This window comes from Roseateles paludis, from assembly GCF_039872745.1.
Taxonomy (GTDB): Bacteria; Pseudomonadota; Gammaproteobacteria; order Burkholderiales; family Burkholderiaceae_C; genus Pelomonas; species Pelomonas paludis.
This window is the reverse complement of sequence record NZ_JBDPZD010000002.1, coordinates 816,468-843,114: the sequence shown is the minus strand read 5'-3', so window position 1 is coordinate 843,114 and position 26,647 is coordinate 816,468. Positions and strand designations below refer to the sequence as shown.

Annotated in this window: 21 protein-coding genes and 1 riboswitch; of the genes, 12 read left to right on the top strand and 9 right to left on the bottom strand. The window is 70.1% G+C overall.

Annotation, left to right across the window (positions count from 1 at the left end):
• Positions 1 to 390: 390 nt before the first annotated feature.
• Positions 391 to 1,011, bottom strand: coding sequence for an ANTAR domain-containing response regulator (locus tag ABDJ85_RS09850; RefSeq protein WP_347704582.1), 621 nt, complete (start codon positions 1,009 to 1,011; stop codon positions 391 to 393).
• Positions 1,012 to 1,239: 228 nt separating this feature from the next.
• Here ABDJ85_RS09850 and ABDJ85_RS09845 point away from each other — a divergent pair, with 228 nt between their 5' ends.
• Positions 1,240 to 1,986, top strand: coding sequence for a substrate-binding domain-containing protein (locus ABDJ85_RS09845; RefSeq protein ID WP_347704581.1), 747 nt, complete (start codon positions 1,240 to 1,242; stop codon positions 1,984 to 1,986).
• A gap of 56 nt (positions 1,987 to 2,042) precedes the next feature.
• The gene (locus tag ABDJ85_RS09840) at positions 2,043 to 3,596 is read left to right on the top strand and encodes a methyl-accepting chemotaxis protein (protein WP_347704580.1); all 1,554 of its coding nucleotides are present in this window, start codon (positions 2,043 to 2,045) and stop codon (positions 3,594 to 3,596) included.
• Positions 3,597 to 3,674: 78 nt separating this feature from the next.
• Here the strand turns inward: ABDJ85_RS09840 and ABDJ85_RS09835 are convergent, their stop codons facing one another.
• On the bottom strand, positions 3,675 to 5,483 hold the full coding sequence (locus ABDJ85_RS09835) for a S53 family peptidase (protein WP_347704579.1): 1,809 nt from the start codon (positions 5,481 to 5,483) through the stop codon (positions 3,675 to 3,677).
• A 76-nt stretch (positions 5,484 to 5,559) separates the two neighbouring features.
• A riboswitch (cyclic di-GMP riboswitch) is annotated at positions 5,560 to 5,645 on the bottom strand.
• 83 nt (positions 5,646 to 5,728) lie between these two features.
• Positions 5,729 to 6,154 carry a RidA family protein gene (locus ABDJ85_RS09830; protein ID WP_347704578.1) on the bottom strand — a complete coding sequence of 142 codons (426 nt, stop codon included), beginning with the start codon at positions 6,152 to 6,154 and terminating at the stop codon, positions 5,729 to 5,731.
• A gap of 96 nt (positions 6,155 to 6,250) precedes the next feature.
• On the opposite strand from ABDJ85_RS09830, the gene ABDJ85_RS09825 reads away from it, so the two are divergent.
• Positions 6,251 to 7,147, top strand: a complete 897-nt coding sequence (locus ABDJ85_RS09825) for a LysR family transcriptional regulator (RefSeq protein WP_347704577.1) — start codon at positions 6,251 to 6,253, stop codon at positions 7,145 to 7,147.
• Here ABDJ85_RS09825 and ABDJ85_RS09820 read toward each other — a convergent pair.
• From ABDJ85_RS09820 to ABDJ85_RS09810, 3 genes are all read right to left on the bottom strand, one after another.
• Complete coding sequence (locus ABDJ85_RS09820) at positions 7,113 to 9,302, bottom strand: molybdopterin-dependent oxidoreductase (RefSeq protein WP_347704576.1); 2,190 nt, start codon at positions 9,300 to 9,302, stop codon at positions 7,113 to 7,115. The genes ABDJ85_RS09825 and ABDJ85_RS09820 overlap by 35 nt on opposite strands.
• Before the next feature lie 74 nt (positions 9,303 to 9,376).
• Positions 9,377 to 9,754, bottom strand: coding sequence for a PilZ domain-containing protein (locus ABDJ85_RS09815; protein WP_347704575.1), 378 nt, complete (start codon positions 9,752 to 9,754; stop codon positions 9,377 to 9,379).
• A gap of 29 nt (positions 9,755 to 9,783) precedes the next feature.
• Positions 9,784 to 10,206 carry a hypothetical protein gene (locus ABDJ85_RS09810; RefSeq protein ID WP_347704574.1) on the bottom strand — a complete coding sequence of 141 codons (423 nt, stop codon included), beginning with the start codon at positions 10,204 to 10,206 and terminating at the stop codon, positions 9,784 to 9,786.
• A 115-nt stretch (positions 10,207 to 10,321) separates the two neighbouring features.
• On the opposite strand from ABDJ85_RS09810, the gene ABDJ85_RS09805 reads away from it, so the two are divergent.
• From ABDJ85_RS09805 to ABDJ85_RS09795, 3 genes are all read left to right on the top strand, one after another.
• Entirely contained in the window at positions 10,322 to 10,897 is a 576-nt protein-coding gene (locus ABDJ85_RS09805) for a DUF1134 domain-containing protein (protein WP_347704573.1), read from the top strand.
• A 336-nt stretch (positions 10,898 to 11,233) separates the two neighbouring features.
• Positions 11,234 to 13,162: a methyl-accepting chemotaxis protein gene (locus tag ABDJ85_RS09800; RefSeq protein ID WP_347704572.1), complete on the top strand. Its 1,929-nt coding sequence runs from the start codon at positions 11,234 to 11,236 to the stop codon at positions 13,160 to 13,162.
• 244 nt (positions 13,163 to 13,406) lie between these two features.
• Positions 13,407 to 13,709, top strand: coding sequence for a hypothetical protein (locus ABDJ85_RS09795; RefSeq protein WP_347704571.1), 303 nt, complete (start codon positions 13,407 to 13,409; stop codon positions 13,707 to 13,709).
• Here ABDJ85_RS09795 and ABDJ85_RS09790 read toward each other — a convergent pair.
• Positions 13,666 to 14,658 (bottom strand): PEP-CTERM sorting domain-containing protein, encoded by a 993-nt coding sequence (locus tag ABDJ85_RS09790; RefSeq protein ID WP_347704570.1) that lies wholly within the window; start codon positions 14,656 to 14,658, stop codon positions 13,666 to 13,668. The two genes, ABDJ85_RS09795 and ABDJ85_RS09790, sit on opposite strands and share 44 nt — an antisense overlap.
• A 122-nt stretch (positions 14,659 to 14,780) precedes the next feature.
• Positions 14,781 to 18,050, bottom strand: coding sequence for an ATP-binding protein (locus ABDJ85_RS09785; protein WP_347704569.1), 3,270 nt, complete (start codon positions 18,048 to 18,050; stop codon positions 14,781 to 14,783).
• Positions 18,051 to 18,254: 204 nt separating this feature from the next.
• On the opposite strand from ABDJ85_RS09785, the gene ABDJ85_RS09780 reads away from it, so the two are divergent.
• The 6 genes from ABDJ85_RS09780 (at position 18,255) to ppk2 (ending at position 26,283) form a co-directional block, all read left to right on the top strand.
• Positions 18,255 to 19,208, top strand: coding sequence for a tripartite tricarboxylate transporter substrate-binding protein (locus ABDJ85_RS09780; RefSeq protein ID WP_347704883.1), 954 nt, complete (start codon positions 18,255 to 18,257; stop codon positions 19,206 to 19,208).
• Between the two features lie 99 nt (positions 19,209 to 19,307).
• Complete coding sequence (locus tag ABDJ85_RS09775) at positions 19,308 to 20,276, top strand: tripartite tricarboxylate transporter substrate-binding protein (RefSeq protein ID WP_347704568.1); 969 nt, start codon at positions 19,308 to 19,310, stop codon at positions 20,274 to 20,276.
• A gap of 194 nt (positions 20,277 to 20,470) precedes the next feature.
• Positions 20,471 to 21,007 carry a DUF924 family protein gene (locus tag ABDJ85_RS09770; protein WP_347704567.1) on the top strand — a complete coding sequence of 179 codons (537 nt, stop codon included), beginning with the start codon at positions 20,471 to 20,473 and terminating at the stop codon, positions 21,005 to 21,007.
• 144 nt (positions 21,008 to 21,151) lie between these two features.
• Complete coding sequence (locus ABDJ85_RS09765) at positions 21,152 to 22,426, top strand: SGNH/GDSL hydrolase family protein (RefSeq protein ID WP_347704566.1); 1,275 nt, start codon at positions 21,152 to 21,154, stop codon at positions 22,424 to 22,426.
• 11 nt (positions 22,427 to 22,437) lie between these two features.
• Positions 22,438 to 25,320 carry a glycosyl hydrolase 115 family protein gene (locus ABDJ85_RS09760; protein WP_347704565.1) on the top strand — a complete coding sequence of 961 codons (2,883 nt, stop codon included), beginning with the start codon at positions 22,438 to 22,440 and terminating at the stop codon, positions 25,318 to 25,320.
• 33 nt (positions 25,321 to 25,353) lie between these two features.
• Positions 25,354 to 26,283 carry a polyphosphate kinase 2 gene (ppk2, locus tag ABDJ85_RS09755; protein ID WP_347704564.1) on the top strand — a complete coding sequence of 310 codons (930 nt, stop codon included), beginning with the start codon at positions 25,354 to 25,356 and terminating at the stop codon, positions 26,281 to 26,283.
• Here the strand turns inward: ppk2 and ABDJ85_RS09750 are convergent.
• Positions 26,277 to 26,636 carry a cupin domain-containing protein gene (locus tag ABDJ85_RS09750; protein WP_347704563.1) on the bottom strand — a complete coding sequence of 120 codons (360 nt, stop codon included), beginning with the start codon at positions 26,634 to 26,636 and terminating at the stop codon, positions 26,277 to 26,279. The genes ppk2 and ABDJ85_RS09750 overlap by 7 nt on opposite strands.
• Positions 26,637 to 26,647 lie beyond the last annotated feature (11 nt).

Below are 26,647 nucleotides of genomic sequence, written 5' to 3'. Positions count from 1 at the left end.
ACGCCAAGGTGCAGCAGGGGTGGGACGCCGTTGTCCGCAGGTGCCGGCTCATTGCCAGCGGCCTATCTCGATGCCCACGCCTTTGTGAGCCTCTGCCTCTGAGTTAGCACGCCCTGTGCCAGCAGGGGGAAGCCAAGAACCTGCCCTCGTCAGGGTCTTGCCGCGCCAAGTCGGGCCCCGCATGCCGCGCACTGGTGCCCATGGGGTGGCCTGGGCGCTTGAGGCCTCGGGTTTGCACTGATGCGGTGCAAATGCGTGGATCAGGCTGGTGCGGTGCTGCCTGCGCGCTTGGCGGGGTCTGGGCGCAGGCGCGCCGCCCGGCACAGCAGGCACGCAATCGAGGGGGCTGGTGAAGGTCTGAAGCGCAGGCCTGAAGCACAGGCCCTGGGCTCAGGCCTTGCGCAGCAGCTGGTCGGCTTCCAGCAGCCGGGCGGCCACGGCGGCCAGGGGCTCGCCCCGGTCCATGGCCAGGCGTCGCAGCCGGTGGTAGGCGGTGTCCTCGTCGAGGTGCTGCTCACGCATCAGGATGCCCTTGGCACGCTCGATGGACTTGCGGTCGGCCAACTGGGTGTTCACGCGGTCCAGCTCCTGGCGCAGCTGGTCGTCCTGCTCAAAGCGCGCCAGCGTGAGCTGCAGCACCGACTCCAGCCGCTGCGCCTGCAGCCCACCCACGATGACCACATTGACGCCGGCCTGCAGCGCGCTGCGCATGGCGTCTGGCCCCAAGCCATCGGCAAACAGCAGCAGCGGCAGGTGGCGCGAGGCCTGTGCGGCTGCCAGCGCGGAGAGCAGCTCGGCGTCGATGTGCTCACTGTCGATCAGGATCAGATCAGGCTCGCTGCGCAGCATGGCGGCTGGCAGGCCGTGCACACTGTCCAGCACTTCCAGCAGCTGGCATCGCAAGCGGATCAGCTCGGCACGGAAGATCGGGCTGCGCTGCTTGCCGTGGTCGAGCAAGAGCACGCGCAACCCGGCCACGGCCATCGATGTGTGGGGGCGAGTCCTGTTCATGGCAGCAGGCATCGCAATATGTGTGCCCGCGCGGTGGTGCAAGGGGGAAGGCCGCCCCGCCATCCCACAGATCAAGTCGCCTGTGTGACACGGCCATTCGGGTGCTGAGACATTCCGCACGAAGCCGTGGCCCGCCGCGTGACAAGGCTTGCGCCGCCAAGCCGTGGCCCCCAGCATGCCGGGTTGAGCCCCTCCGGGTTCCCAAATCTTTGTTGGAGGTAGTCCCTGATGAACAAGTTTTCAATTGCCTGCGCGGCAGCTCTCCTGGCCATGGCATCTGGCGCACAGGCCGATGTGTTGAAGATCACCGGGGCGTCCACCGTCCTCAATGTCGTGGTGGCGCCCGCCAAGGCCGCCGTCGAGAAGGGCACCGGCCACACGCTGCAGATCATTGGCTCTGGCACCGGCAAGGGCTTGGTCGATCTGTTCAATGGCGACAGCGACATCGCCATGGTGTCTGAGCCCATGGACATCGCCGCTGACGCGGCCGCCGTGGCGGGCAAGAAGATCGATGCCAGCAAGGTCAAGTTCTTCGAGCTGCGCAAGGACGAGATCGTCTTCGTCGTCCACCCGAACAACCCGGTTGGCAAGCTCAGCTGGGAGCAGATCCGCGACATGCACCTGGGCAAGATCAAGAACTGGAAAGAGGTGGGCGGCAAGGACCTGCCCATCGTCGTCTACAGCGACTCCACCACCGGCGGCACCCGCGCCATGATCAAGAAGCTGGTGCTGGGCGGGGCCGAGTACGGCCCGGACGTGAAGCCGCAAACCTCGGTCAAGCGCGCCGCAGAGGTGGTCAGTACCGATGAAGCCGGCCTGGCGGGCGTGGGCAAGGGCTTCGTCGAAGAAGGCAAGGACAAGGTCGTCCAGACCAAGCGCATCGAGCGCCCACTGGCCCTGGTGACCCTGGGCGAGCCCAAGCCTGCGGCCAAGGCCGTGATCGAGGCCTTTGCCAAGGAAGCCAAGGCGCACTGATCGACTGGGACGTGGCGCACCGGCGGCGGGGCGCCCATCTGCACACTGAGGACTTTATGGATGCATTGCGAGGGTTCAGCATCGGCCGACGGCTGCTGCTGGGATTTGGTTTGATGCTGGCGCTGCTGCTGCTGGCCGTGGCGGTGGGCTGGAACCGTTTGGGCGCGTTCAACGAGCGCGTCTCCGGCCTGATGCACGGCGAGGCCCGGGCCGCACAGCTGGCCAGTGAGCTCGACGCCGGGGCCCAGGCCATGCTGAACGCCGTCAGCGTGGCCATCACGACCGACAGCGTCGGCGACATCGACAAGAGCGCCAAGCGCGTGGAGACCTTGCGCGCCGAGGCGGGCAAGATGCACCAAGGCTTGGCCAAGGCCGTGGAGGGCAGCTCCTCGCAGGCGGCCTATGACCGCGTCAAGGCCAAGGAGCAGGACTTTGCCCAAGCGGTGGAGAAGCTGCTCAGCGTGGTCCGCTCCGGCGACATGGATGCGGCGCGCCAAGCCTTCAACGACAAAGCCACGCGCGAGGCCAGTGCCAGCTATCTGGCCGCCTTGGCCGCGTTGCGTGACGAGGAGGAAGCCCTGCTGAGCGCCGCAGAAGCGGCCGCAGGCACCACCTACACCTACAGCCGCAGTGTGCTGGCCACGGTGGCGGTGCTGGCGGCCGGGGTGGCGGTCTTCCTGGGCCTGGCCATCACGCGCACCATCGTTGGCCCTGCGCGCCAAGCTATGCATATTGCCCAAGGCATTGCGGCGGGCGACCTGCGCCAGGACATCAGCCCGCGTGGCCGCGACGAGCTCACCGACCTCTTCATCGCCATGCAGGCCATGCAGTCAGCGCTGAGTGATGTGGTGGGCACCGTGCGCAGCAACGCCGACAGCGTGGCCACGGCCAGCTCCGAAATTGCCGAGGGCAATCAGGACCTCAGCCACCGCACCGAGAACCAGGCCAGCGCCCTGCAGGAAACGGCCGGCGCCATGGACCGCCTGGGCGATGTCGTGCGCCAGAACACGTCCAGCGCCACCCAGGCCAACCAACTGGCGCGCAGTGCCAGCCAGGTGGCCGAGCAGGGCGGTGAGGTGGTGACCGAGGTTGTCAGCACCATGCGCGGCATCAATGACAGCTCGCGCCGCATCTCCGACATCATTGGCGTCATCGACAGCATTGCCTTCCAGACCAACATCCTGGCCTTGAATGCGGCCGTCGAGGCCGCCCGTGCGGGTGAGCAAGGGCGCGGCTTTGCGGTGGTGGCCTCTGAGGTGCGCAGCCTGGCTCAGCGCAGTGCCGACGCCGCCAAGGAGATCAAGCAGCTCATCACCCACAGCGTCGAGCAGGTGGAGCGCGGCACCGCCCAGGCGGACCGGGCCGGCAGCACCATGACCGAGATCGTGCAATCGATCCGCCGCGTGACGGACATCGTCTCCGAGATCAGTGCCGCCAGCGAAGAGCAGAACGGCGACGTGGCCCAGGTCGGGCAGGCAATTGGCCAGATGGACCAGGCCACGCAGCAGAACGCGGCCCTGGTCGAGCAAAGCGCCGCCGCCGCCGAGAGCCTCAGCCAGCAGGCCAAGCAGTTGGTCCAGGCCGTGGCCTTGTTCAAGCTGCGCGGCTGATCACCGCACCCGCGCGCGGCCGCCCACAACGGCGCGGACCGTGCGATCCCGCGGGGCCGCTATTGGCTTGGGGCGTGCCTACTTGGCGATGCTGACCGCCACGGCCGCCTGGGCCGTGCGGCCGAGGTTGTCGCTGAGGCTCACCTGCAGCGTGTAGCTGCCGGCCACCGGGCTGGGCCAGCTGACGCTGATGCCGTTGGCGCTGGCGCTGAAGCCCATGCCCTGGGGCGCACCGCTGATGTTGATCTGGGCGCTGGTGGCGCCGGCCAGGTCCAGGCCGATGGTGGCGGCCAGCGCGCTGCCCGCCTTGCCACTCAGCGGCGTGCTGCTCACGCTCAGGCTGCTGACCACGGGCGTGGTGGTGCTGGCCGTGACGGTGGCGCCGCTCAGGGCCGTGAGCACGGCACTGCCTTGTGGCGTGCCCAGGCCGGTGGGCGTGTCGTAGCCCGCAGCGGCGGCGCAGGTGCCGCAGCTGCCATTGCTGCCGGAGGTGATGTCGAGCAGGTTGCCGGCCGTCTTGGCGACGCTGCCGTAGAGCGCGCTGTGGGGCAGGCCGAGCAGCGCCTTGCCGCCCTGGGCACGCAGCGCATTGGCCACGGCCAGCAGGCCCGCCCATTGCGGCGTGGACAGGCTGGTGCCGCCGGCGCTGATCCAGCTGACGGTTGTGCTACCAGACGCCATGGTGGCCACGTACTGGCCGGTGTAGGGGTTGGCGTTGAAGGCCACGTCGGCCACCGCGCGCTTAGGCGCGCTGGCGGTGCCACTCGTTGTGCCAGTCTGGTAGCTGGGCTGCGCCACATAGCCGCTGATGCCGCCGCCCGTGCTGGCCCAGGTGGTCTCGCTGCGCGTGCCGCTGCCGGTCCAGGTGAGGCTGGTGCCGCCCACGGCCACCACGCGGCTCGACACCGCCGGCCACGAGACGCCGGCCCCGTTGTCGCCCGTGGCGGCCAGGTAGCTCATGCCCGAGGTGGCAAAGCTGCTCTCCACGCTGCTGACCCAGCTGCCTTCATTCGCGCCAAAGCTCATCGACACCACGCCCGGCCCCATGCGCGTGGCCAGGCGAATGGCGCCCGAGAGGTTGCTGACGCCAGCATCCGGCGCTTCGATCAACACCAGGCGCGCCAGCGGCGCAATGGCGTGGGCCCACTGCACATCCAGCGCAATCTCGGTCGCCCAGCCCGAGTCATAGGCGGGCGCCGTGCTGCTGAGCGCGGCAGCGCTGGTGCTGTAGGCGATGACCAGCTCGCAGGTGCTGCTGCTGGCCGCCGCGAGCGGCAGGGCCGTGGTGGCGGTGAGCGTGCGGTTGCTGCAGCTGGGCAGGCTGAACTTGCTGTTGAACGCGGCCAGCTCGGCCACGATGTTGGGGTCGTGTTTGGCGTTGACGATGTAGATGGTCTGGCCAGCGCCGAGCTGCGCCTTGGTGGCGCTGGCGATGCTGGGCAGCTTGTAGGCGGCGCGGATCTGGGCCGGCGTGTAGGTCACCACCGTGCCGCTGCTGGCCATGGGCTGGGCCTCGGTGCCCGCCAGCGCCCGGGCGCGCAGGCCGTCCCGGAGGCTGTCGGCCGAGCGCTGGCGCGTGGGCTGGGCGGCCTGGGCGGCGGTCAGGCGTGTCTGGGCCGGTGCGTCGGCGTCAGCCTGGGGGTCATCAAGCAGCACCGGCGCAGCATGGAAGCTCGGGCGGGCCTCCACGGCGTCCAGCGCGGGCAGGGCCTCCAGGGGCTCGCCCGGCACCTCGACGTTGAGGCTCACCACGGCCGCCTGGGGCGACACGCCAGGGCTGGCTTCGCCACCGGCGCCCGAGAGCCCGCCGCCGCAGGCCGTCAAGCCGCCGAGCAGGGCAAGGCTCAGGGCAAGGCCGAGATGGTGAAGGCGGGGAGCTTGGGGCATGGCGGTGGCCTCGCTGAATACTCGAAAGAGAACGTGCGAGGGCCTGGCCCGCGTCCCAGGGCGGTCAACGCCCCGGTCCGGCAACCCCGCTGCCCTGCGTGAATCACGTGTAGGCCGGTGGCTTTGCGTCCCCGGCTTTCGCCGGGTTTGCCCTCATCAATGAGTCCAAGTCTAGGAGGCCGCCTGCGCTTTGGCGAGGCGGCCCAGGGGGGCTGGGCGTGACTTCCGCCGCAGCGCCAGGTACTTCAGGCAGATGGGTGTGCAACTGCCTGTATCGCGGCTGGTGCCAGCGGCAGTTGGGCAATGACCTTGATCTCGAACTGGTAGCCGTAGAGCCAGGAGACACCCACGCCGGTCAGGGTGGGATGCGGCGCTGCCCCCCAGCGCTCGGAGAACACCGGCCAGATGAGCTCGAAGTTCCGCTCGGGGTCGACCATGAAGACCGTGGCGTCCACCACGTCGTCAAAGCTGCACCCCGCGGCAGCCAGGATCTCGTCCAGGTTGTCAAAGGCCTGGTGCACCTGGGCCGTGAGGTCGGCGACCGGGCTGCCGTCCGGCCGGCTGCCGACCTGGCCCGAGACGAACAAAAAGCCATTCGCGCGCACAGCGGGCGAGTAGCGGTTGCGCTCGTAGAGCAGGTGCCGGGTGGCGGGTGACACGGTGTCGCGCATGAGGGTCTCCTTCGTTGGCTGAGGGACTCTAGTTGTGCGCTTGGAGATGACAAAGATGAGCTGTCGACAATGTCTGTTCATCCAGCGCAAACAATCATGGACCGACTCGACCGCCTGCGGGCTTTCGTCAACGTGGTGGAAACCGGCAGCTTCACGCGCGCCGCGCAGCTGCTGGACCTGAGCAAGACGGCGGTCAGTCAGTGCGTGCAGCGGCTGGAGGCTGAGCTGGGGGTCAAGCTCCTGCACCGCAGCACACGCCGCGTGCAGGCGACCGACGAGGGCGCGCTGTACTACGACAAGGTGCTGCGCCTGCTGGCCGATTGGGCCGAGGCGGACACCAGCGTGCGTGGCGCGGCGTCGGCGCCCCGGGGGCGGCTGCGTGTGGAGCTGCCCAGCCCTGTGGCGGCCCTGTTGGTGGTGCCTGCGTTGCCCGACTTCCTGGCGCGCTATCCCGGCATCGAGCTGGAGCTGGGGGCCAGCGACCGGCGGGTGGACGTGATTGCCGACAACGTCGACGCCGTGCTGCGCGCCGGTGTGCTGGAGGATTCATCGCTGACCGCACGCCGCGTAGGTGAGCTGCAGTTCAAGGCCTATGCCGCCCCGCGCTACCTGGCCGGCGCCGGTCGGCCCACCCACCCGCGCGAGCTGGCAGGGCCGGCCCACCGCGTGGTGGCCTACCGACGCAGCCTGGTGCAAAGGCCGCAGCCACTGGCCCTGTTCAAGGCCGACGAGCGCCTTGAGCTGACGCCCCACCCAGCCCTGACCCTGGACGACGGCAATGCCTACCTGGCCGCCGGCCTGGCGGGCCTGGGCGTGCTGTGGCTGACCGACTACATGGCTGCCGCACCCCAGGCGCGCGGCGAGCTGGTGCCGGTGCTGGAAGGCTGGGGCCTGGCGCCACTGCCGCTCTACTGGGTGTTCCCGTCGCAGCGCCACCCGAGCGCGCGGCTGCGCGCCTTCACGGACTGGGTGGAGGCACGGCTCGCAAGCTGACCTCGATGCCCGACAGCACCGCATTGCCCGACAGCGGGTCGCGCGCATCGGTGCTCAGCACTGCATTGAGATTGGCGCCGGGCCGCTCGGCCGCCACGGCGAGCTGGCTGCCGGCCAGGTGGTGGCCCCAGCCGTGGGGCAGGCTCACCACGCCGCGTGCCATCTGGTCAGCGCGCTCGATGCGTGCCGTCACGCGGCCGGTGGCCGATGCCAGCTCGGCGTAGTCGCCCAGGCCCAGCGCGGCGGCGTCCTCGGGGTGGATGTGCAGCGTGCAGCGCTCCGGCCCCTTGGCCAGCACGGGCAGGTTGTGCAGCCAGCTGTTGCTGGAGCGGACGTCGCGTCGGCCGATCAGGCTGAAGGGCGGGGCGGGCGTGGGCGCTTCAAGCCGGGCCAGGTCAGCCACGATGGCTGGGGGCGCGAGCTCGATATTGCCGCTCTCGGTGCGCAGCAGCTCGGGGATGCGGGGCTGCAGCGGGCCGAGGTCGATGCCGCCTTGTTCAAGCGTGGATTGGGCCTGGACCTTGGCGAGGGTGAGACCCTCGTAGGGCCCGGTGCGCAGTTGCAGGTCGATCAGCCGCTCGGGCCCGCGCAGCGGCTGCAGGGCTTGCATCAGCGCGGCCGCTTGCGGGCCGGCGCTGCGCTGCAGGTCGGCGGCCAGCAGCTCGTCGTCGAGCAGGCCTATGTCCGCCTCCAGGCCACGGCCTTCCAGCAGGGCGACGAGGCGCAGCAGGGTCTGCCACTCGGGCGGCTGGGTGGGCTCAAACACCGGCCCGGAGACGCGCGCGTGGTTGCGGTGGCTGAGCTGGGCAAAGGCGGGGTCGAAGTGCAGGTCCTCCAGCGGCGAGAGCCCGGGCAGGATCACGTCGGCATGGCGCGTGGTCTCGTTGACGTAGATGTCGAGGCTGAGCATGAAGTCGAGCCCGGCCAGCGCCGCGTCGAGCTGCGCGCTGCCCGGGGCCGAGAGCACGGGGTTGCTGGCCACGGTGATGAGGGCGCGCACCTGGCCCGGGCCGGGCGTCGTGATCTCCTCGGCCAGGCAGGTCATCGGCAGCTCGCCCATCACCTCGGGCGCGCCCGAGACGCGGCTCACGCGCCGGCCGGTCTGCACGCCCCGGCCCTGGCCTGGGTGGCCCTGGGTGTTGGCGGCAAAGGCGGCGGCCTTGGGGAACATCATCCCGCCCTCGCGGTCGAGCTGGCCGGTGAGCACATTGATGAGGTCGATCAGCCAGCTGTTGACCGTGCCCCAGCGCTGGGTGCAGGTGCCGATGCGGCCATAGAGCGCCGCGCGCGGGCTGGCGGCCAGCTCGCGGGCCAGGCGGCGCTGGGTGGCGGCGGCTATGCCGCAGCCGGCGGCGGTGCGCTCGGGCGGCCAGGGGGCGATGGCCTCGCGGGCGGCGTCCAGGCCTTGCAGGTGCTCACTCAGGCGGCCGGGTTGCACCAGGCCCTCGGTAAACAGCGTGTGGGCGATGCCGAGCAGCAGGTAGACGTCGCCGCCCGGGCGGATGGCGAGGTGCTCGTCGGCGGCCTCGGCCGTCTCGGTGCGGCGTGGGTCGATGACGACGATGCGGCCGCCGCGTGCGCGCAGGGCTTTGGCCTTGCCCCGGTAGTCGGGCACGGTCCACATGCTGCCGTTGGACACCATGGGGTTGGCGCCCAGGATGACCAGCAGCTCGCAGCGCTCGATGTCGGGCACGGCCACGCTCATCCAGTGGCCGAACATCAGGCCACTGGCCAGCTGCTTGGGCATCTGGTCGAGCGTGGAGGCCGAGAACACATTGCGCGTGCCCAGCGCCTTGACGAGGCGCGGCCCGTAGAGCATCAAGCCGGCCTTGTGGACCACGGGGTTGCCCAGCGTGATGGCGACGGCGTCCGGGCCGTGGGCTTGCCGCAGCGGCAGCAGCCGGGCCTCAATCTCGGCAAAGGCCTCGTCCCAGCTGGCCGGCACGAGTTGGCCATCACGTCGGATCAGCGGCGTGCGCAGCCGGTCAGGGTCCTGGTGCAGGTCCTTCAGCGCCACGGCCTTGGGGCAGAGGTAGCCGTGGCTGAAGACGTCGTGCTCGGCGCCGCGAATGCTGATGACGCGCTCGCCGTCGGTCTTCAGCTCAAGGCCACAGCAGGCTTCGCACAGCGGGCAGATGCGGTAGTGGCTGGGCATGGCGGCGTCCGGGTCAGATGAGCCGCCGATTGTGGGCATGGCGCAGCGCAGGCTGCGTCATGCGGGTGACAGGGTCAGCCCGCCGCGTGTGCCGCGATCAGCGCCTTGAGTTCACGTTCCGACGCCGCGCTGTCCCCGAGGTTGACCTCGATCAGCCGGCGCAGGTGGGTGATGCTTTCCAGGTCGATGGAGCGGCACAGCACGCCAGCCTGGCCGCCATGCACATGGGCCAGCTCGCCGGCCATGGCAATGGTCACGTCCGAAGTGGACAGCGGCAGCTTGACCAGGCAGGGCATGCCCACCGTGGGGGTGCGCCCCTCGGGCAGTTGCAGCAGCACGCCCTTGAGCGAGATGTCCACCACCTGGCAGGCCAGGTGCTCCTGGGTCGTGATCAGCTCGGCGCCAGAGGCGAAATGCACGCGGGCGAATTGGCGGCGTTCGGTGTTGCTCATGGGGGCTCCTGGGGCGGCGAGGCGCCAGCCTAGCAAAAGGGCTCGACCTGGCTGCTGAAGACGGTGGTGGTCTCGACCGCCTCGGACAGCGCCGACGGCGCGAGGCTGGACAGGCCCATGGCCTCAAGCATGAACCAGCAGGCGCGCAAGTAGGCCTCGGTCTCGGCGCGCAGCGCGTCGGGGCGGCCCTGGGTGTCCATGCCCCGGGGGGCGGCGGCACGCGGGCTGCGCGCCTTGGCCTGGTAGGCGCGGGCCACGCGCTCCAGCAGCTCCTGCGCGTTCTCCACGGCCTGCGGGCCTTCCACCAGCTTGACCAGGTCGCCCAGCAGCTGCTCGGCCGCAGCGGCCAGCAGGCGCGCCGCGTAGTCCGACCCGCCACCCAGGTAAAGCCCGGCGCCGAGATCGACATATTCCAGCGCCACGCTGAGGCGGGTGAGGTCGTGTGGATTCATGACAGTGGGGCTGGAGTCTAGGGTGGTGATACCCCAGGCCACGGCCTGCGGGGCGGGCATTCGAGACTTGGTTCACGAAGGTATGCTGACCCCACCCCACCTTGAGGATGCCGCCATGCCTGACCGCCGCCATGCCCTTGGCCTGCTTGCCAGCCTGCCTACCCTCCCGCTGGCACTCCCGCTGGCCGCCCACGCCGCCGACGATGCCAAGGAGTTCGACGAGGACTCCATCTTCAAGGCCGCCGTGGCCTTCTTCGGCAACACGGCCGAGGGCCTGGGCAAGGTGATCGAGAAAGCCTTCAAGGAGCAAGGCCGCCCCAATGCCTACATCCAGGGCGAGGAGGCCAGCGGCGCACTGACCGTGGGCCTGCGCTATGGCGATGGCACCCTGGTCATGAAGGCCGGCACGCGGCGCAAGGTCTATTGGGCCGGCCCGTCGATCGGCTTCGACGTCGGTGGCAATGCCGCCAAGGTTTTCACCCTGGTCTACAAGCTGCCGCAGGCGCAGGCGCTGTTCCGCCGCTTCCCGGCGGTGGAGGGCAGCTTCTATTACGTGGGCGGCGCCGGCATCAACTACCAGCGCGTTGACGGCATCACCCTCGCGCCCATCCGGCTCGGTGTGGGTCTGCGCTCAGGCGTGAACATGGGCTATGTCCACTACCGGGCCGAGAAGTCGCTGAATCCCTTCTAAGCGGCTGAATACCCCTACGGCGAGATGCCGCTCCAGCGCCTCGCTGGTGCATGGCGCGGTGCGTGCTGCCCTGTCAAGGTGCAAAGCCCGCAGCGTTAGCGTCGGGCCCACAGCCGGCGCGTGCAGCTTGTCACGGGCCAGGAGCAAATCGCGGTCCGCTTGATCTGGGCCAGGAAGGCGCTTGACAACGCTCCTGAAAATCACGCCAGGAACAAGTACTTTCTGCGCTCGATGGTGCAGTCAGGCTTGGCGTTGATTGGCTCGAGCCCAGGGGAGGCCGACGCCGCAATGATGCGGTGAATCGGGGTCCGGGCGGCGCGACTTGGAGTGGGATCGATGAATCTGCTGTCTCGGCTTTCTGTGGTGCAACGCATCGTCGCGTTGGGGGTGTTGGCCTCGGTGCTGGTGGTGGGCTTGATGGCCACCCAGGTGCGGCAGCAGTGGATGGATCGGAACAAGGCCGAGCGGGAGCAGCGAGGCCTGCCCATGGTGTCCGCCGTGCTGACGGCGGCGCGCCTGACGGCCGAGCACCGCGGCATGTCCAACACCTTCCTGGGCGGCAATGCGGCGCTGGCCGACAAGCTCAGTTCCAAGCGCGCCGAGGTGGATCAATCGCTGGCCCAGATGGCCGAGAAGGTCGGGAAGGGCGCCAGCAGCGACAAGGCGGGTGCCTTGGTAGAGGCGTTGCGGACCGAGTGGAAGGCCGTCGCCGAGGGCGTGGGTAGCAAGGCCTTTGCGGCGCGCGACAGCTTTGGGCGCCATAGCGCGCTGATCGAGCAGCAGCTGGCGCTGGTGGAGGAGCTGCTGTCGTCCGAGAGCCTGATCCTGGATGACGATCCGGTGTCGCATGCCTTGATCGAGGCGGCGCTGGTGCAGCAGCCCTGGATCAGCGAGACCTTGGGCCGCGTGCGGGGCTTTGGCGCTGGCATGCTGGGCAAGACGAGCTTTGATTCGCAAGACCAAGCCTATGTGGCCTCGACCCTGGACACGGCCAAGCGCAGCGCGGTCTCGGCGCGCGCGGCCTTGCGAAGGGCGGCGGCGCTGAATCCGGAGTTGAAGTCCGCCCTGGCGGCCCCGCTGGAGAAGGCCGAGGCCGCCTTCCGCGAGGGGGTGAGCCTGGTGGACTCGCAATTGCTGCAGGCCGCGCTGCCCAACAGCCGCGGCGCCGATTTCTTCACCGCGATGACGCAGGTGATTGCGGCGCAGCAGGAGGTGTCCAAGGCCAGCTTCGCGGTGCTGGAGGAGCGCACCCAGGCGGCCGCGACGCGGGCGCTGCGCAATGTTCAGTTCGTGCTGGGCCTCAGCAGCCTGGCGCTGGCCTTGATGCTGGGCTTGATCGTGTCGCTGGCGCGGTCGGTGCGGCGCAGCGCGCGTGAGGCCGTGCAGACCTCGCAGGCCTTGGCCGACGGCGATTTCCGCGCCCAGGCCACCGTGGCGAGCCATGACGAATTTGGCGTCATCGCCCAGGCCCTGGATCAAGCGCGGGTCGACATCTCGCATGCCGTGCAGGACGTGCGTGTGGGCGTGGACACCCTGGCCGAGGCCACGCGCGAGATTCAGCAAGGCAGCCACGACCTCTCGCAGCGCACCGAGCAGCAGGCCAGCACGCTGGAGGAAACCGCCTCAGCCATGGAGCACCTCAAGGGCCTGGTCACGCGCAGCTCGCAAGATGCTGTCTCTGCCGGCCAGCGCGCCGCCGAGGTCAGCCACCATGCCGAGCGCGGCGGCGAGGTCATGACCCAGGTGGTCAAGACCATGACCGAGATCTCCGAGTCCAGCAAGCAGATCGGCGGCATCGTGGCGCTGATCGACAGCATCGCCTTCCAGACCAACATCCTCGCGCTCAATGCCGCCGTGGAAGCGGCACGCGCGGGCGAGCAGGGCCGCGGCTTCGCGGTGGTGGCGTCCGAGGTGCGGACCCTCGCGCAGCGCAGCGGCGAGGCGGCCCGCGAGATCCGCCGCATGATCGAGCAGTCGGGCGAACGCATCGACGCCGGCAACCAGTTCGTGGTCTCGGCCGGCAAGAGCATGGAGCTGATCGTGGCCGAGGTGCGCGGCGTGAACGAGCTGCTGCAACGCATCGGCGAGAACGCCCGCGAGCATGCCGATGGCATCGGCCAGGTGTCAGACGCCGTCAGCCAGCTTGATCAGGTCACCCAGGCCAATGCCGCGCTGGCCGAGCAAAGCGCGGCCGCCGCCGAAAGCCTGCGCGATCAGGCCGAGCGGCTGGCCGAATCGGTGTCGCGCTTCAAGCTGGCTCAGTGACACCGAGGCCCCTCGCCCAGGCTCGCCGCGCTGTACGCGGGCGAGTCTGGTCGGTCTTGCAGACCGCGCTTGCCTTTGCAGGCGAGCTCTTCGCCAGGCTGGACCGGTCCACTGGACCGATCCTGTCCAGGCTCAGCCCCCGAGGGGACGAGGCTGCCTGCGGCATTGAGCCGCAAGCAGCCGCAGCTGGGCCGGCTTGGGGCGGCCCGGCGCTCGGCCCGTGGCGCGCTGGTATGGTTGCGCCATGGCCGACGACTTTGGCTTTGCCCCTCCGCCCTTCAACGCCGACAACGCGCTCTTGAGCCTCAAGCGCCTGGTGCGCGACTTGCGCACGCTGGCCGAACGCAATGACGGCTTCACCTTCGGCGGCCAGCCGGTGCTGCAGCTAAGCGTGGCCGACGGCGCCCTGCACGCCAAGCTCGCGCGCCGCGCGGCGCGCACGCCGGAGTGGGACAGCTACAAGATCAGCACCCAGCCCGAGCTGCGCAAGCTGCAGGACGAGATCAAGCGCCGCGTGTCGCGCTGGGCTGAGGGTCGCGACGAGTGATTGAGGCGCTGCGGCGCCGCATCCAGGCGCCGGCCAGCAGCCCGCCGCCCCACAGCATCCAGGTGCCCGGCTCGGGCACGGCCGAGGCCAGCAGGTCCACCCCGGGGGCGGACTCCACGCTCCAGCCGGTCACCGCCTGGCCGTTGGCGCCGAGCACGCTGACGATGCCGTCCCACTTCAGGGTGTGGGCGTAGTCGGTCATCGCGTAGTGCTCGATCCAACCCCCGGTGCCATTGGCCGTCACCCTGGATAGGCTGGTGGCCCACATCTGAAGACTGAACTGGCTCCAGGTGCCGAAGGTGAAGGGGATGCGCAACTCCCAGGTGTGGTTGGGGTTGTTGGTGTTGACGTGGTCGCCGGAGAAATCGCGGTTGATGGTCCAGCAGCCGGCGTCGGCGTAAGTGGTGCAGCCGGTGGCATTGAGCCCCGTGGCCCAGAAATACATCTCGGCCTTGCCGTGCGCGTCGGCACTGGTCACCGGGTCGTAGAGGGGCTGCCCGACTTCCACCTTGCCGTCCACCTGCAGATGCGCGACCAGGGTGCCCTTGGTGCCTGCGGTGCCGCCGCCAGTGATGAGGAAGGGCGTGGTGACCGAGGCGCGCGCGGCTGAGTCAGCGAAGGCGGAGTAGAGCGGCGCCGAGCTGCGGGCCCAGGTGTAGCTGCGGCTGTAGAGGCTGATCGAGGTGGCCGTCACGGTGCCGCTGGCCTCGGCGCTCTGTTCGGAGGCATAGAAGCCGGCCGGCGTGTCGAGGGTCGACTCATGTGCAGCGAGGTCGTGCATCACGAAGGGCTGGCCGCTGCTGTCGAAGCGCTGGTTGTCGTGATACGCGTTGGCGCGCAGGCTGAGGGTGGTTTGAACCGCCGGGGCGGCTGCGGCTGTCAGGGTGGCGCTGGCCAGCAAGGCGCACAGGCCAAGCGAGGGCAGACTGAGGCGGGCGGCTGAGCTCATGTCGAGGGTCTCCTGGAGGGCTGCGGCGCCGGCGCAGGTGCGCGGCGGACTCGGATGCAGCCGACTCTAGGAAGCGCAGCGTCACGTCAGCGTCACGCCGGGTGTGACGCTGGCCCCCAAGTTCAGGGGGCGGCCGCGAGCAAGGCCTGGTGCTCGGGGATGGCGTCGCAAAAGCTGGGCTGGAAGGGCGCAGGCACGTGCAGGCTGCGCGTGCTGTGCACCCAGTGGCGCCCGGCGGTGAGGGCGGTGGTGGCGAGGGGGCGGTCGCCCAAGGCCAGGCCGACCTGCCAGAGCCCATGCCACCAATGCCCGTCGGGCAGCAGCAGGGCGACCTGGCCGGCCGGGCGCTGGAGGCAGACGCGCACATGGCGCCGTGCGGCGCGCGCCAGCCCGGCGCGGGCCGCGAGCTGAGCGGCCACCCAGTGCGCCAGCCAGCGCAGGCCGGCGTGCTGCTGGGCCACGGCGGCGTGCAGCAGCCGGCGGGCGTCGCGCCAGGCCTGGGCTTCGTGGCCGGGCTCGGCCAGCAGCAAGGAGCGCAGGCGCGGCGGGCCATCCAGCGCGCGCTGGGCAGGGTCGTTCAGGGCGTCCAGGGTGCGTTGCCAGCCGGCCAGCGTGGGCTGGGGGCTGGCCAGTGCCAGTGCGTGGTGGGCGCGTGCCACCACCCAGGGCGGCAGGGCCGGGTGGCGCAGCACCTCGGCGGCGTCGGCCAGGGCGCGGCTGCGCTGGCCGAGTAGGGCCCAGAGCATGGCGCGGTGCGCCAGCACGGCCTGGTGCGCGGCGCCCGACTGCTGGGTGACGATGCCGAGCGCCCGCTCGATGTGATCGAGCGCGTGGCCATAGTGGCCCAACTGGGCGGCGGCAAAGGCGCGGTGCAACGCGAGGTAGTCGCTCGCGTCGTGCAGGCCTTCGTGCCGGGCGCTCAGGGCCTCGGCACGGTCGAGCACGGTCTCGGCCTCGGCGGGCGCGCCGGCCAGCAGCAGGCCTTGCACCACATTGCCCAGCACCACGGCTTCATCGACAGGGCGGCCCTGTGCACGGGCCAGCGCCAGGCCGCGCTCGTGCCAGGGGCGGGCCTCGCGCGGGCGGCTCAGACGGTCCAGCACCCAGCCGCGGTCGGAGCTGAGTTCGGCGCTCAACGGCGTGTTGGCCACCCAGTGCTGCTCGGCCGCCCAGAGCACCTCGCCCTCGGCCGCATGGCCGGCCATGCACAGCGCGCGGTGGCGGCGCAGCACGGCCTCGGCGGTGTGCGCGGTGTCGTGCAGCGCACGGGCCAGGCTGAGTGCCTGCTCGGCGGTGCGTGCGCTGGCATCGGGCATCAGGCGGTTGAACTGGATGTCGGCCAGCAGCAGCAGGGCTTCCAGCCGCGCGGGGCCATCGGCCGCGCGGTGCAGCGCGCGCTCCAGCGGCAGCGTGGCGGCCTCAAAGCCCTGGGCCTCCACCTGCACGCGGGCCAGGCGCAGCAGCACGGCGGGTGCACGCTCGGGCGCCAGGCTCTCCAGCAGCTCGGCCAGTTGGCTGAGGAAGCGGGCCTCCTCCACGGGGCGCCATTGGCGGTGGGCTTGGTCGGCTGCGTGCTCCAGCCAGGGCAGGGCCTGCGCAGGCTGGTCGGCGGCCAGCCAGTGCGCGGCCAGGTGGGCCGGTGCGGTGGCGCCAGCCTGGCTCAGGTGCTGGGCCACGGCGGCGTGCAATTGCGCGGCGATGGGCGCGGCCAGGCCCTGGCGTGTGGCGGCGGCCATGAGGTCGTGCGTGAAGGCATGGCCCTGCAGCACCTGGGCGGCCTCCAGTGCGGCCCAGGCGTCGGCCAGCGCCAGTACCGGGCGTTGCAGCACGGCACTGGCCAGCGGGGCGTCAAAGTCCGGGCCAGCCACGGCGGCCACGCGGGCCAGGGCCAAGGCCTCGGGGCTGAGCCGGGCCAGGCGCTGGGCCAGCAGGGCTTCTACCGTGGGCGTGAGGCCGAGGCCAGCCTGCGGTCCGGGTTCGTGGCTGGCATGGCTGGCATGGCGTAAGGCCTCCAGCAGGAAAAAGGGGTTGCCGCCGGTGTGGCGGTGCAGGCGCTGTGGCCAATCGGGTGTGGGCGGTTTGAGGGCGAGGCTGTCCAGCAACTGGGCCACGCTGGCTTCGTCCAGCGGCGCCAGGGCCAGGGGGTGCAAGCGGCGCTCGGCCGTGAGGGCCTCGCGCAGGGCGTGGGCTGCCGGCGACATCTCGGCCGGGCGCGTGGCCAGCACCCAGACGTGGCTGGTCAGGGCCTCGTCCTGCATCAGCATGCGCAGGGTCTCGATGCTGGCGGTGTCGGCAAAGTGCAGGTCGTCCAGCACGGTGGTCTGCACGCCGCTCGCGCACCAGAGCTGGACCAAGGCCTGGTGCTGCGCGGCCGGGCTGTGGGGGGCGCTGGCGCTCCCGGCCAGGTCAGGCAGCAGTGGCGCGAGTGCCGGGCTGGCGAGGCGCGGGCGTTCGGCCAGCAGTTGGCGCAGCAGGCGGCCCAGTGCGGCATGCGGAGCGGCTTCGTCACTGGCATGGGCACGGGCGATCAGCGTCCGGGGCCGGCCGCTCAGGGCCTCGGCCATCAGCCGTGACTTGCCCATGCCGGCCTCGCCCAGCAAGAGCACGACCTGGCCGGCCCGCAGCGCCCGCTGCAGCTCGGACAAGGCCGCTGCCCGGCCGATCAGGCGGGGCGGGCGTTGCAGCGCGGTGCTCAGCGGTGTGGTCGGGCCAGGGGCGGCGCTGCTGCCTGACCCTGCAGTGCGCGCCGGGGCCTGGGCCACCAACTGGCGCAGCGCCAGCGTGGCGCTGCTGGGCGCCGCGCCATGAACACGGGCCAGCATGGCGTCGAGGGCATCGAGCTCCTGCAGCGCACGGGCGCGGTCATGGGCCAGGTAGTGCAGCCGGGCCAGTTCGCGCCGGGGGGCTTCGGCTTCGGGTTGCAGGCTGATGGCATCCACAGCCAGGCGCAGGGCGTCGTCGAGCCGGCCTGACTGTTCGGCCGCCTGCAGTTGCTGCTGCAGGGTGTCGACGTGGGCCTGCCGCCAGCGCCGGCGGGCGTCGTCGAGCCAGAGGCCGAGTTCGTCGTCGGTGGGCAGTTGCAGTTCGGGCAGCAGGGGCTCGGTGCCGAGGCGCTGCACGGGCGTTTGCAGGGCCAGGGTGTCGGTGCCCAGCACCCAGGCGTGGCCGGCCTGGCTCTTGAGGCGCAGCAGGCGCTGGCGCAGGTTGCCGCGCGCCCGCGCGGCTGGCACGCCCGGCCAGAGCTGGCGGGCCAGCAGCTCGCGCGGCTGCGGGCCCGCCAGGGCCAGGCGCAAGGCCAGCAGGGCGGCCACGCCGTCCAGCGCCCAGCGCCGGCCGTCCGGGGCCACCAGGCAGGCTTGCCGCCCGAGGGTGAGGAGCCAGTCCGTCGTCATCGCTTAGGGGTGCCGTGCGCCTTGAGTGCCGTCGGCCAGCGGCGCTGGCCTGTGTGGTGCGAGTGATTATGGAGACGGCCCGGCCGGGCAAATTCCCGGATTCGGCCAGGCACCGGTGCGTGGCCCGAGGCATCGCTGCCTAGCATCGTTGTCTGTCCACCTCTCGCGCTTGGAGTCGCTGTGAAACGTCAAATCCTGTGGGCCATGCTGGCCGCCCTGGTGTCGGGGCCCGTGCTGGCCGAGTTCCCGGACAAGCCCATCACCCTGGTGGTGCCCTTTGCGGCGGGCGGCCCCACCGACAAGGTGGCGCGCGACCTGGCCGAGGCCTTGCGTGGCCCCTTGGGCGGCGCGGTGACGGTCGAGAACGTGACGGGGGAGGGCGGCACGGCCGGCGCCACCAAGGTGGCCAAGGCCAACGCCGATGGCTACACCCTGCTGGTGCATCACATCGGCATGGCCACGGCGCCGCTGCTCTATCGCGGGCTCAAGTTCAAGCCGCTTGAAGACTTCGAGTACCTGGGCCTGATCAACGAAGTGCCCATGACCCTGGTAGCCCGGCCCAACCACCCAGCCAACACCTGGCCTGAGCTGGCCAAGTGGCTGGACGCCCGGCCGGATCGTGTGCAGCTGGCGCATGCGGGCATTGGCTCGGCTTCGCACCTGTGCGGGCTTTTGTTCCAGGCGGCGAGAAAGGCCGATTTGCAGACGGCGGTCTACAAGGGCACCGGCCCTGCGATGGCCGACCTGATCGCTGGGAAGGTCGACCTGATGTGCGACCAGACCAGCAACACGCTTGCGCCCATCGAGGGCGGCAAGGTCAAGGCCTATGCCGTCACGACCAACCGCCGACTCAGCGGGCCCCTGGCCAAGCTGCCCACACTCGACGAAGCAGGGCTCAAGGGCTTCAACATCACGATCTGGAACGGTGTCTATGCCCCCAAGGGCACGCCCAAGGCGGTTCTGGACAAGCTGCATGGCGCGCTCAAGACGGTGATGCAGTCGCCCGACTTCCAGAAGCGCCAGCACGCGTTGGGCGCCGAGGTGGTGACCGATGCGCGCAGCAACCCGGCCGAGCACCGCAAGTTCGTGCAAAGCGAGATCGTCCGTTGGGGCCCCATCCTGAAGAGCGCTGCGCAGTACGGCGACTGGCTGGATTGAGCTCTGGCGCAGCTGTGGCGGCTAAGTAGTCGCCACAGCGCCAAGCGTTGTGGCCCTCCTAGGATGGAGTTCACCGCTCCAACCTAGGACCTCACCGCCATGCGCCACGCCCTGATCGCCACCCTCGCTGTCTTGACCGCAGGCTCGGCCCTGGCCGAGTACCCCGAGAAGCCCATCACCATCGTCGTGCCCTTTGCGGCCGGCGGCCCGACCGACAAGGTCGCGCGGGACCTGGCCGAGGCGCTGCGCAAGCCACTGGGCGCCACGCTCATCATCGAGAACGTGGGTGGCGCGGGCGGCACCCTGGGTGCCACCAAGGTGGCCAAGGCCGCCCCTGATGGCTACACCGTGCTGCTGCACCACATCGGCATGGCCACCTCGCCGGGCCTGTACCGCAACCTGCAGTACAAGACCCTGGACGACTTCGAGTACCTGGGCCTCATCAACGAAGTGCCCATGACCCTGATCGGCCGCCCCACGCTGCCGGCCAACAGCTATGCCGAGCTGGCCAAGTGGCTAGACGCGAACAAGGGCAAGGTCAACCTGGCCAATGCCGGCCTCGGCTCGGCCTCGCACCTGTGCGGGCTGTTGTTCCAGTCCACCCTCAAGAACGACATGACGACCGTGCCCTACAAGGGCACGGCCCCGGCCATGAATGACCTGCTTGGCGGCCAAGTCGACATCATGTGCGACCAGACCACCAACACCACCGGCCAGATCGAGGCCGGCAAGGTCAAGGCCTACGCCGTCACCACCACCAAGCGCCTCACGGCCCCCGCACTGGCCAAGCTGCCGACGCTGGACGAGTCGGGCCTCAAGGGCTTCAACGTCAGCATCTGGCACGGCCTCTATGCACCCAAGGGCACGCCGAAGGCGGTGGTCGACAAGGTGAACGCCGCCCTCAAGGTCGCGCTGCAGGACCCCGACTTCCACAAGCGCCAGGAAGCGCTGGGCGCCGTCATCGTGACCGACGCTCGCGTCAACACGGCCGACCACAAGAAATTCGTCGAGGCCGAGATCAACAAGTGGGGTCCGATCATCAAGGCGGCGGGGCAATACGCAGATTGAGCACCGAGCTGAGTCCTGTGGACTCAGTGACGGCTCAATCTGAGTTCGTCATGTCTTGCATGGCGAACGCGCCCTGCAAGGGGACTGAGGCAGGACCGAAGGCAAGACCTGCGTCTTGCCTGACGCCTGACGAAGGCCTGGCAGCCTGCAAGCGGCCAGGCATGACGCGCCCACACCCGGCCTCACCCGTTGACATGCACCAAGCCGTCCTCGACTTCTGGTTCCAAGAGATCAAGCCAGCTCAGTGGTGGTCGGCCGACCCCGCCTTTGACGCCTTGATCCGCAGTCGCTTCGGCGGCCTGCACGCCAGCGCTGCTGCGGGCGAGCTATGGGCCTGGCGGCAGGCCGGCGCCCACGGTCGGCTGGCCGAGATCTTGGTGCTGGACCAGTTCTCGCGCAACCTCGGCCGGGGCACGCTGCTCGCCTTTGCCCAGGACGGCATGGCCCTGGTGCTGGCCCAGGAGGCTGTGGCTGGCGGCGCGCTGGCGCAGCTGAACGACGCCGAGCGGCCCTTCCTGCTGATGCCCTTCATGCACAGCGAATCGCGCGCCGTGCATGAGGAGGCGCTGGGCCTCTTCGCCGCCCACGCGCCAGGCAACCTCGACTTCGAGCGCCGCCACAAGGCCATCGTGGACCGCTTCGGGCGCTACCCGCACCGCAATGCCGTGCTGGGGCGGGCGTCGAGCGACGAGGAAATCGAGTTCCTCAAGCAGCCAGGATCCAGTTTCTAGCAGCCCCGCTGCTGAGAATTCATCGCTGGGCCGGTGGGGGCTTTGCGTGGGCTTTACGCGGCCTCGATACGATGGCTCATCGGTTGTCGTACAACTACACCCTTCCGCGCACCGATGCGCCATTCCACGCCCCGAGAAACCGCCATGAAGCCCTTCCATCCTGTGCCGCCCCTGCGTGCTGCCCGCGCCGTCCTCGCCGCCACCCTGCTGGGCCTTCTTGCCAGCCACGCCGCGCTGGCCCAGTCCGAACGCTGGGTGGCCAGCTGGGGCACGGCGCAGCTGACGCCCTCGCCCGACCAGGCCTTGCCGGCCGATGCCTGGCGTGACGGCAGCATCCGCCAGCTGGTGCGGGCCTCGGCACCGGGGCGCCAAGTGCGGGTGCGGCTGAGCAACGCGCATGGCCCCACGCCGCTGCAGATCAATGCCGCATCCGTGGGCCTGGTGGCCGCCAATGGCAAGCCCGACCTGGTGCCCGGCAGCGTCTACCCGCTGACCTTCAACGGCGAGACGGCCGTGATGATCCCGGCCGGGGCCGAGTACCTGAGCGACCCCGTGCCCTTGGCCATCGCGGCCGGTGCCGACGTCGCCATCAGCCTGCACTTCCTCGGTGAGCCGCACCGCGTGACGGGCCATGCCGGCTCGCGCGCCACCACCTTCATGCTGCCCGGCAACAAGGTGCTGGACACTACTTGGGCCAACCCGCGCACGGCCGAGCGCTGGGTCTTCATCACGGGGCTGGAAGTGCTGGCGCCCAAGGGCAGCCGCAGCTTTGTCGCCATCGGCGACTCGATCACCGACGGCTATGGCGTCAAGGCCGACACCCATCTGCGCTGGACCGATGGCGTCGCCACCCGGCTGCGCGAGGCGGGCCTCTCGCAGATTGGCGTGGTCAATGCCGGCATCGGCGGTGGCCGCATGCTGCGCGAGGGCCTGGGCCCGGCCCTCGTCAGCCGCTTTGAGCGCGATGTGCTGATGCGCCCCGGCGTGAGCCACGCGCTCGTCTTCATCGGCGTCAATGACATGGGCAGCCAGCGCCGCAATGGTGACGACACGCCCGATGCCCGCGCCCGCATGCTGGCCGACCTCAAGCTCGCCCACACGCAGCTGGCCGCCCGCGCGCACGACCAGGGCGTGTGCCTGATCGGCGCCACCGTCACGCCCTATGCCGGCAGCGACTACTACCGCCCCAGCCCCGCCAACGAGGCCGACCGCCAGGCGCTGAACGACTGGATCCGCAAGTCAGGCGTGTTCGACGCCGTGGCCGACTTTGACGCCGCCGTGCGTGACCCCGCGCGCCCCGACCGCCTTGCGCCCGAGTCCGACAACGACGGCCTGCACCCCAGCATGGCCGGCCTCAAGAAGCTGGCCGACGCCGTGCCGCTGGACGCCCTGCGCAGCTGCCGCTGGGCCGCACGCTGAGGAGCCGGTTCATGACGATCCAACGCCTGCTGGCCGCCCTCGTTCTCAGCCTGGCCGGCACGGCCGCCAGCGCCCTGGGCCTCGCGCCCTTTGTGCAGTTCCAGCCCGTCAAGAACGGCGTCTCGCTCACCGGCGGCATCGCGGTGGACGCCGCTGATGAGCCTGCTGTGCGCCGCGCCGTGGCCGACCTGCAGGCCGACGTCGAGCGCGTCACCCGCACGCGCCCTGCGCTGCAAGCCACGGCCGCCCCGCAAGGGCAGGACCTGATCCTCGTCGGCACCCTGGGCAAAAGCGCCCTGATCGACGCCCTCGTTGCCAGCGGCAAGCTCGACGTGCGCGGCCTCAAGGGCCAGTGGGAGGGCTGGCAGATCGCCACCGTCGCGCGGCCGCTGCCGGGCGTCGAGCGGGCGCTGGTCATCGTCGGCAGTGACCGGCGTGGCACCGTCTACGGCGTCTACGAGCTGTCCGAGCAGATCGGCGTCTCGCCCTGGTACTGGTGGGCCGACGTGCCCGTCACGCAGCGCCCCGCGCTCTATGTGCCCGCCGGCACGCGCGTGCAGGACGCGCCCGTGGTGCGCTACCGCGGCATCTTCCTCAACGACGAAGCGCCTGCGCTCACGGGCTGGAGCAAGGAGAAGTTCGGCGGCTACAACAGCAAGTTCTACGCGCATGTCTTCGAGCTGATCCTGCGCCTGCGCGGCAACTTCATCTGGCCGGCCATGTGGGGCTCGGCCTTCTTTGCCGACGACCCCAAGAACGGCGCACTGGCCGAGGAGTTCGGCGTCGTGATCGGCACCTCACACCACGAGCCGCTCATGCGCGCCCACCGCGAGTGGGCCGACGCGGGCGGTGGCCCCTGGGACTACAACCGCAATGCCGAGCGGCTGCGCGAGTTCTGGCAAGGGGGCCTCGCGCAATCGCGCGGCACCGAGCGTGCCTTCACGCTCGGCATGCGCGGCGACGGCGACGAGCCCATGAGCCGCGACGCCAATGTCGCGCTGTTGGAGCGCATCGTGGCCGACCAGCGCAAGCTGATCGAGAAAGAGCCCGACGCCAAATCCGCCATGCAGGTCTGGGCCCTCTACAAGGAGGTGCAGGACTACTACGAGAAGGGCATGCGCGTGCCCGACGGCGTCACCCTGCTCTGGGCCGACGACAACTGGGGCAATATCCGCCGCCTGCCCACCAAGGACGAGCGCGCCCGCAGCGGCGGCGCCGGCGTGTACTACCACTTCGACTACGTGGGTGGCCCGCGCAACTACAAGTGGATCAACGTCACCCCCGTCGCCAAGGTCTGGGAGCAGATGCACCTGGCCTGGCAGTACGGCGCCACCAAGCAGTGGGTCGTCAACGTGGGCGACCTGAAGCCGATGGAGATCCCCATCGACTTCTTCCTCAACTACGCCTGGAACCCCGGCCGCTGGCCCACGCCCGATGGCTTCCTGCGTGCCTGGGCGGCGCGTGACTTTGGCGCCGCGCAGGCTGAAGCCCTGGCCGACATCGTGCAGCGCACCACGCGCGCCAACCACCGCCGCAAGCCCGAGCTGCTGGCGCCCGAGACCTACAGCCTCGTGAACGAGCGCGAAGCCGAGCGCGTGGTGGCCGAGTACCAGCAACTCGCCCGCGAGGCCAAGGCCCTGCGCGCCAAGCTGCCCCAGGGCGCGCAGGACGCCTTCTTCCAGCTCGTCGAGCATCCCATCGAGGCCGGCCGCATCGTCACCGAGCTGCACGTCACCGCCGCGCTCAACCGGCTCTACGCCCGCCAGGGCCGCACCAGCACCAATGCCCAGGCCGCCAAGGCGCGCGACCTGTTTGCCGACGACGCCGCCCTCACGCGCCGCTATCACGAGCTTCAAGGCGGCAAGTGGAACCACTTCATGGACCAGACCCACCTGGGCTATTTCTTCTGGAACGAGCCGCCGCTCAACATCATGCCGGCCGTGTCCGAAGTGCAGCCACGCGCGGGCGCGTTCATGGGCCTGGGTATCGAAGGCACCGAACAACCGGCCGATGCCTGGGGCCTGCCAAAGCCCGTGAGGCTGCCGATGCTGGACCCTTTCAGCGGGCAGAAGAGCTACTTCGAGGTCTTCAACCGTGGCGACCGACCGCTGCGCTTCAGCGTCCAGGCGGAGCAGCCCTGGCTGCAACTCTCAGCCGCCACCGGCAAGCTCGGCGACCCGGTGCTGCTGCAGCAGCGCATCGAGGTCTCGGCCGATTGGGCCAAGGTGCCTGCGGGCGAGAGCACGGGCATGGTGATCGTCGAGCCCGAGGGCGGCCCGGCGGTGCGCCTGGCCGTGCCCGTGCGCAAGCCCGCAGCCCCGCTGCCCGAAGGCTTTGTGGAAAGCCGTGGCGTCGTCGCCATCGAGGCGGCCAGCCATGCGCGCCAGGTGGCCCCGGCCGGCCGCCGCTGGATGCGCCTGCCCGGCCACAGCCGCACCGGTGACGGCATGACCCCCTTGCCGGTGGACGTGCCCGCACCGGCCGACCCCAAGGCCGCCACCATGCGCCTGGAGTACCCGGTCAACCTGACGAGCAGCGGCAAGCTGACCGTGCACACCACGGTCGCGCCCACGCTCAAGTTCCAGCCCGACTGGCCTGCCAACGGCCTGCGCTTTGCCGTCTCCATCGACGACGGCCCGCTGCAGATCGTCAACATGCACGCCGCCGGCGGTGTGGGCGACGGCAGCCGCGAGTGGGAGCGCAATGTCTCCAACTCGGCCGCCACCTTCCAGACCCGCCACGAGGTCAGCGCCCCAGGCGCCCATGTGCTCAAGTTCTGGGTGCTGGAGCCCGGCGTCGTGCTGCACAAGCTGGTCATCGACGCCGGTGGCTTGAAGCCCAGCTACCTGGGGCCGCCCGAGAGCGGGTACGTGACGGGTGCCGTCGCCCGCTGAGCGTTCAACAAACCGTCATGCCGGGCGTTCACCATGCCCGGCATGAGCGACCCCACCGAACCAAGCCTCCACGCACGCATCCGCCGCGACCTACTCGACGGCTATGACGAAGAGCTGGAGATGGAGATCGAGGACCGCAGCGTCGACGAGGCGCTGCGGGGCCTGGACGGCCCGGCTGACGAGGCGGCGCAGTCTCAGCGCCTGACCTACTTCAAGCAGCTCTTCCGGCTGCAGCGCGAGCTGGTCAAGCTGCAGGACTGGGTCGCGCACACCAAGCAAAAGGTCGTGATCCTCTTCGAGGGGCGCGACGCTGCCGGCAAAGGCGGCGCCATCAAGCGCATCACCCAGCGGCTCAACCCGCGCGTCTGCCGCGTGGTGGCGCTGCCCGCACCCAACGACCGCGAGCGCACGCAGTGGTACTTCCAACGCTACGTGCCGCACCTGCCGGCGGGTGGCGAGATCGTGCTGTTCGACCGCAGTTGGTACAACCGCGCTGGCGTCGAGCGCGTGATGGGCTTTTGCACCGAGGACGAGGTCGAGGAGTTCTTCCGCTCGGTCCCTGAGTTTGAGCGCATGCTGGTGCGCTCGGGCATCACTCTCATCAAGTACTGGTTCTCGATCAGCGACGACGAGCAGCACGTGCGCTTCCTCGGTCGCATCCACGATCCGCTCAAGCAGTGGAAGCTCTCGCCCATGGACCTGGAGTCCCGCCGCCGCTGGGAGGACTACACCGGCGCCAAGGAGAGCATGTTGGAGCGCACCCACATCCCCGAGGCCCCGTGGTGGGTGGTCCAGGCCGACGACAAGAAGCGCGCGCGGCTCAACTGCATCCAGCACCTGCTCGACCAGTTCCCGTACCACGAGGTCGAGCGCACGGAGATCGCGTTGCCCGAGCGTGAGCGCCACGACGACTACGTGCGCCACCCGGTGCCGGCCGAGATGTTTGTGCCGGCGCGTTACTGAGCAGCGGTGTCCACCAACACAAACTGCTTGCGCACCGGCTCCAGCACCTCGAACTCGCCCTCAAACCCCGGCGGGATCACGCCGCCCTGGCCGGGGCCGATGTCGGTGGCGCCCTGCGGCCCATGCAGGCGCACGCGGCCTGAGAGGACGTGAAAGTACTCCTGCCGCTCGGGCGGGAAGACGATGCGCCAGCGGCCCACCTCGCACTCCCACACGCCGGCGGTTACCGGCCCGGCCTCGTGCAGCACCCAGGTCTTGCGCAGCGGGTTGCCGCTGACCAGGCGGTCAGGGCGCGGGCGGTCGAGCGTGGGGGTGAGGCCGTCGGTGGAGTCGATCAGGGCGATGGGGAGCATGCCGGTGCGCC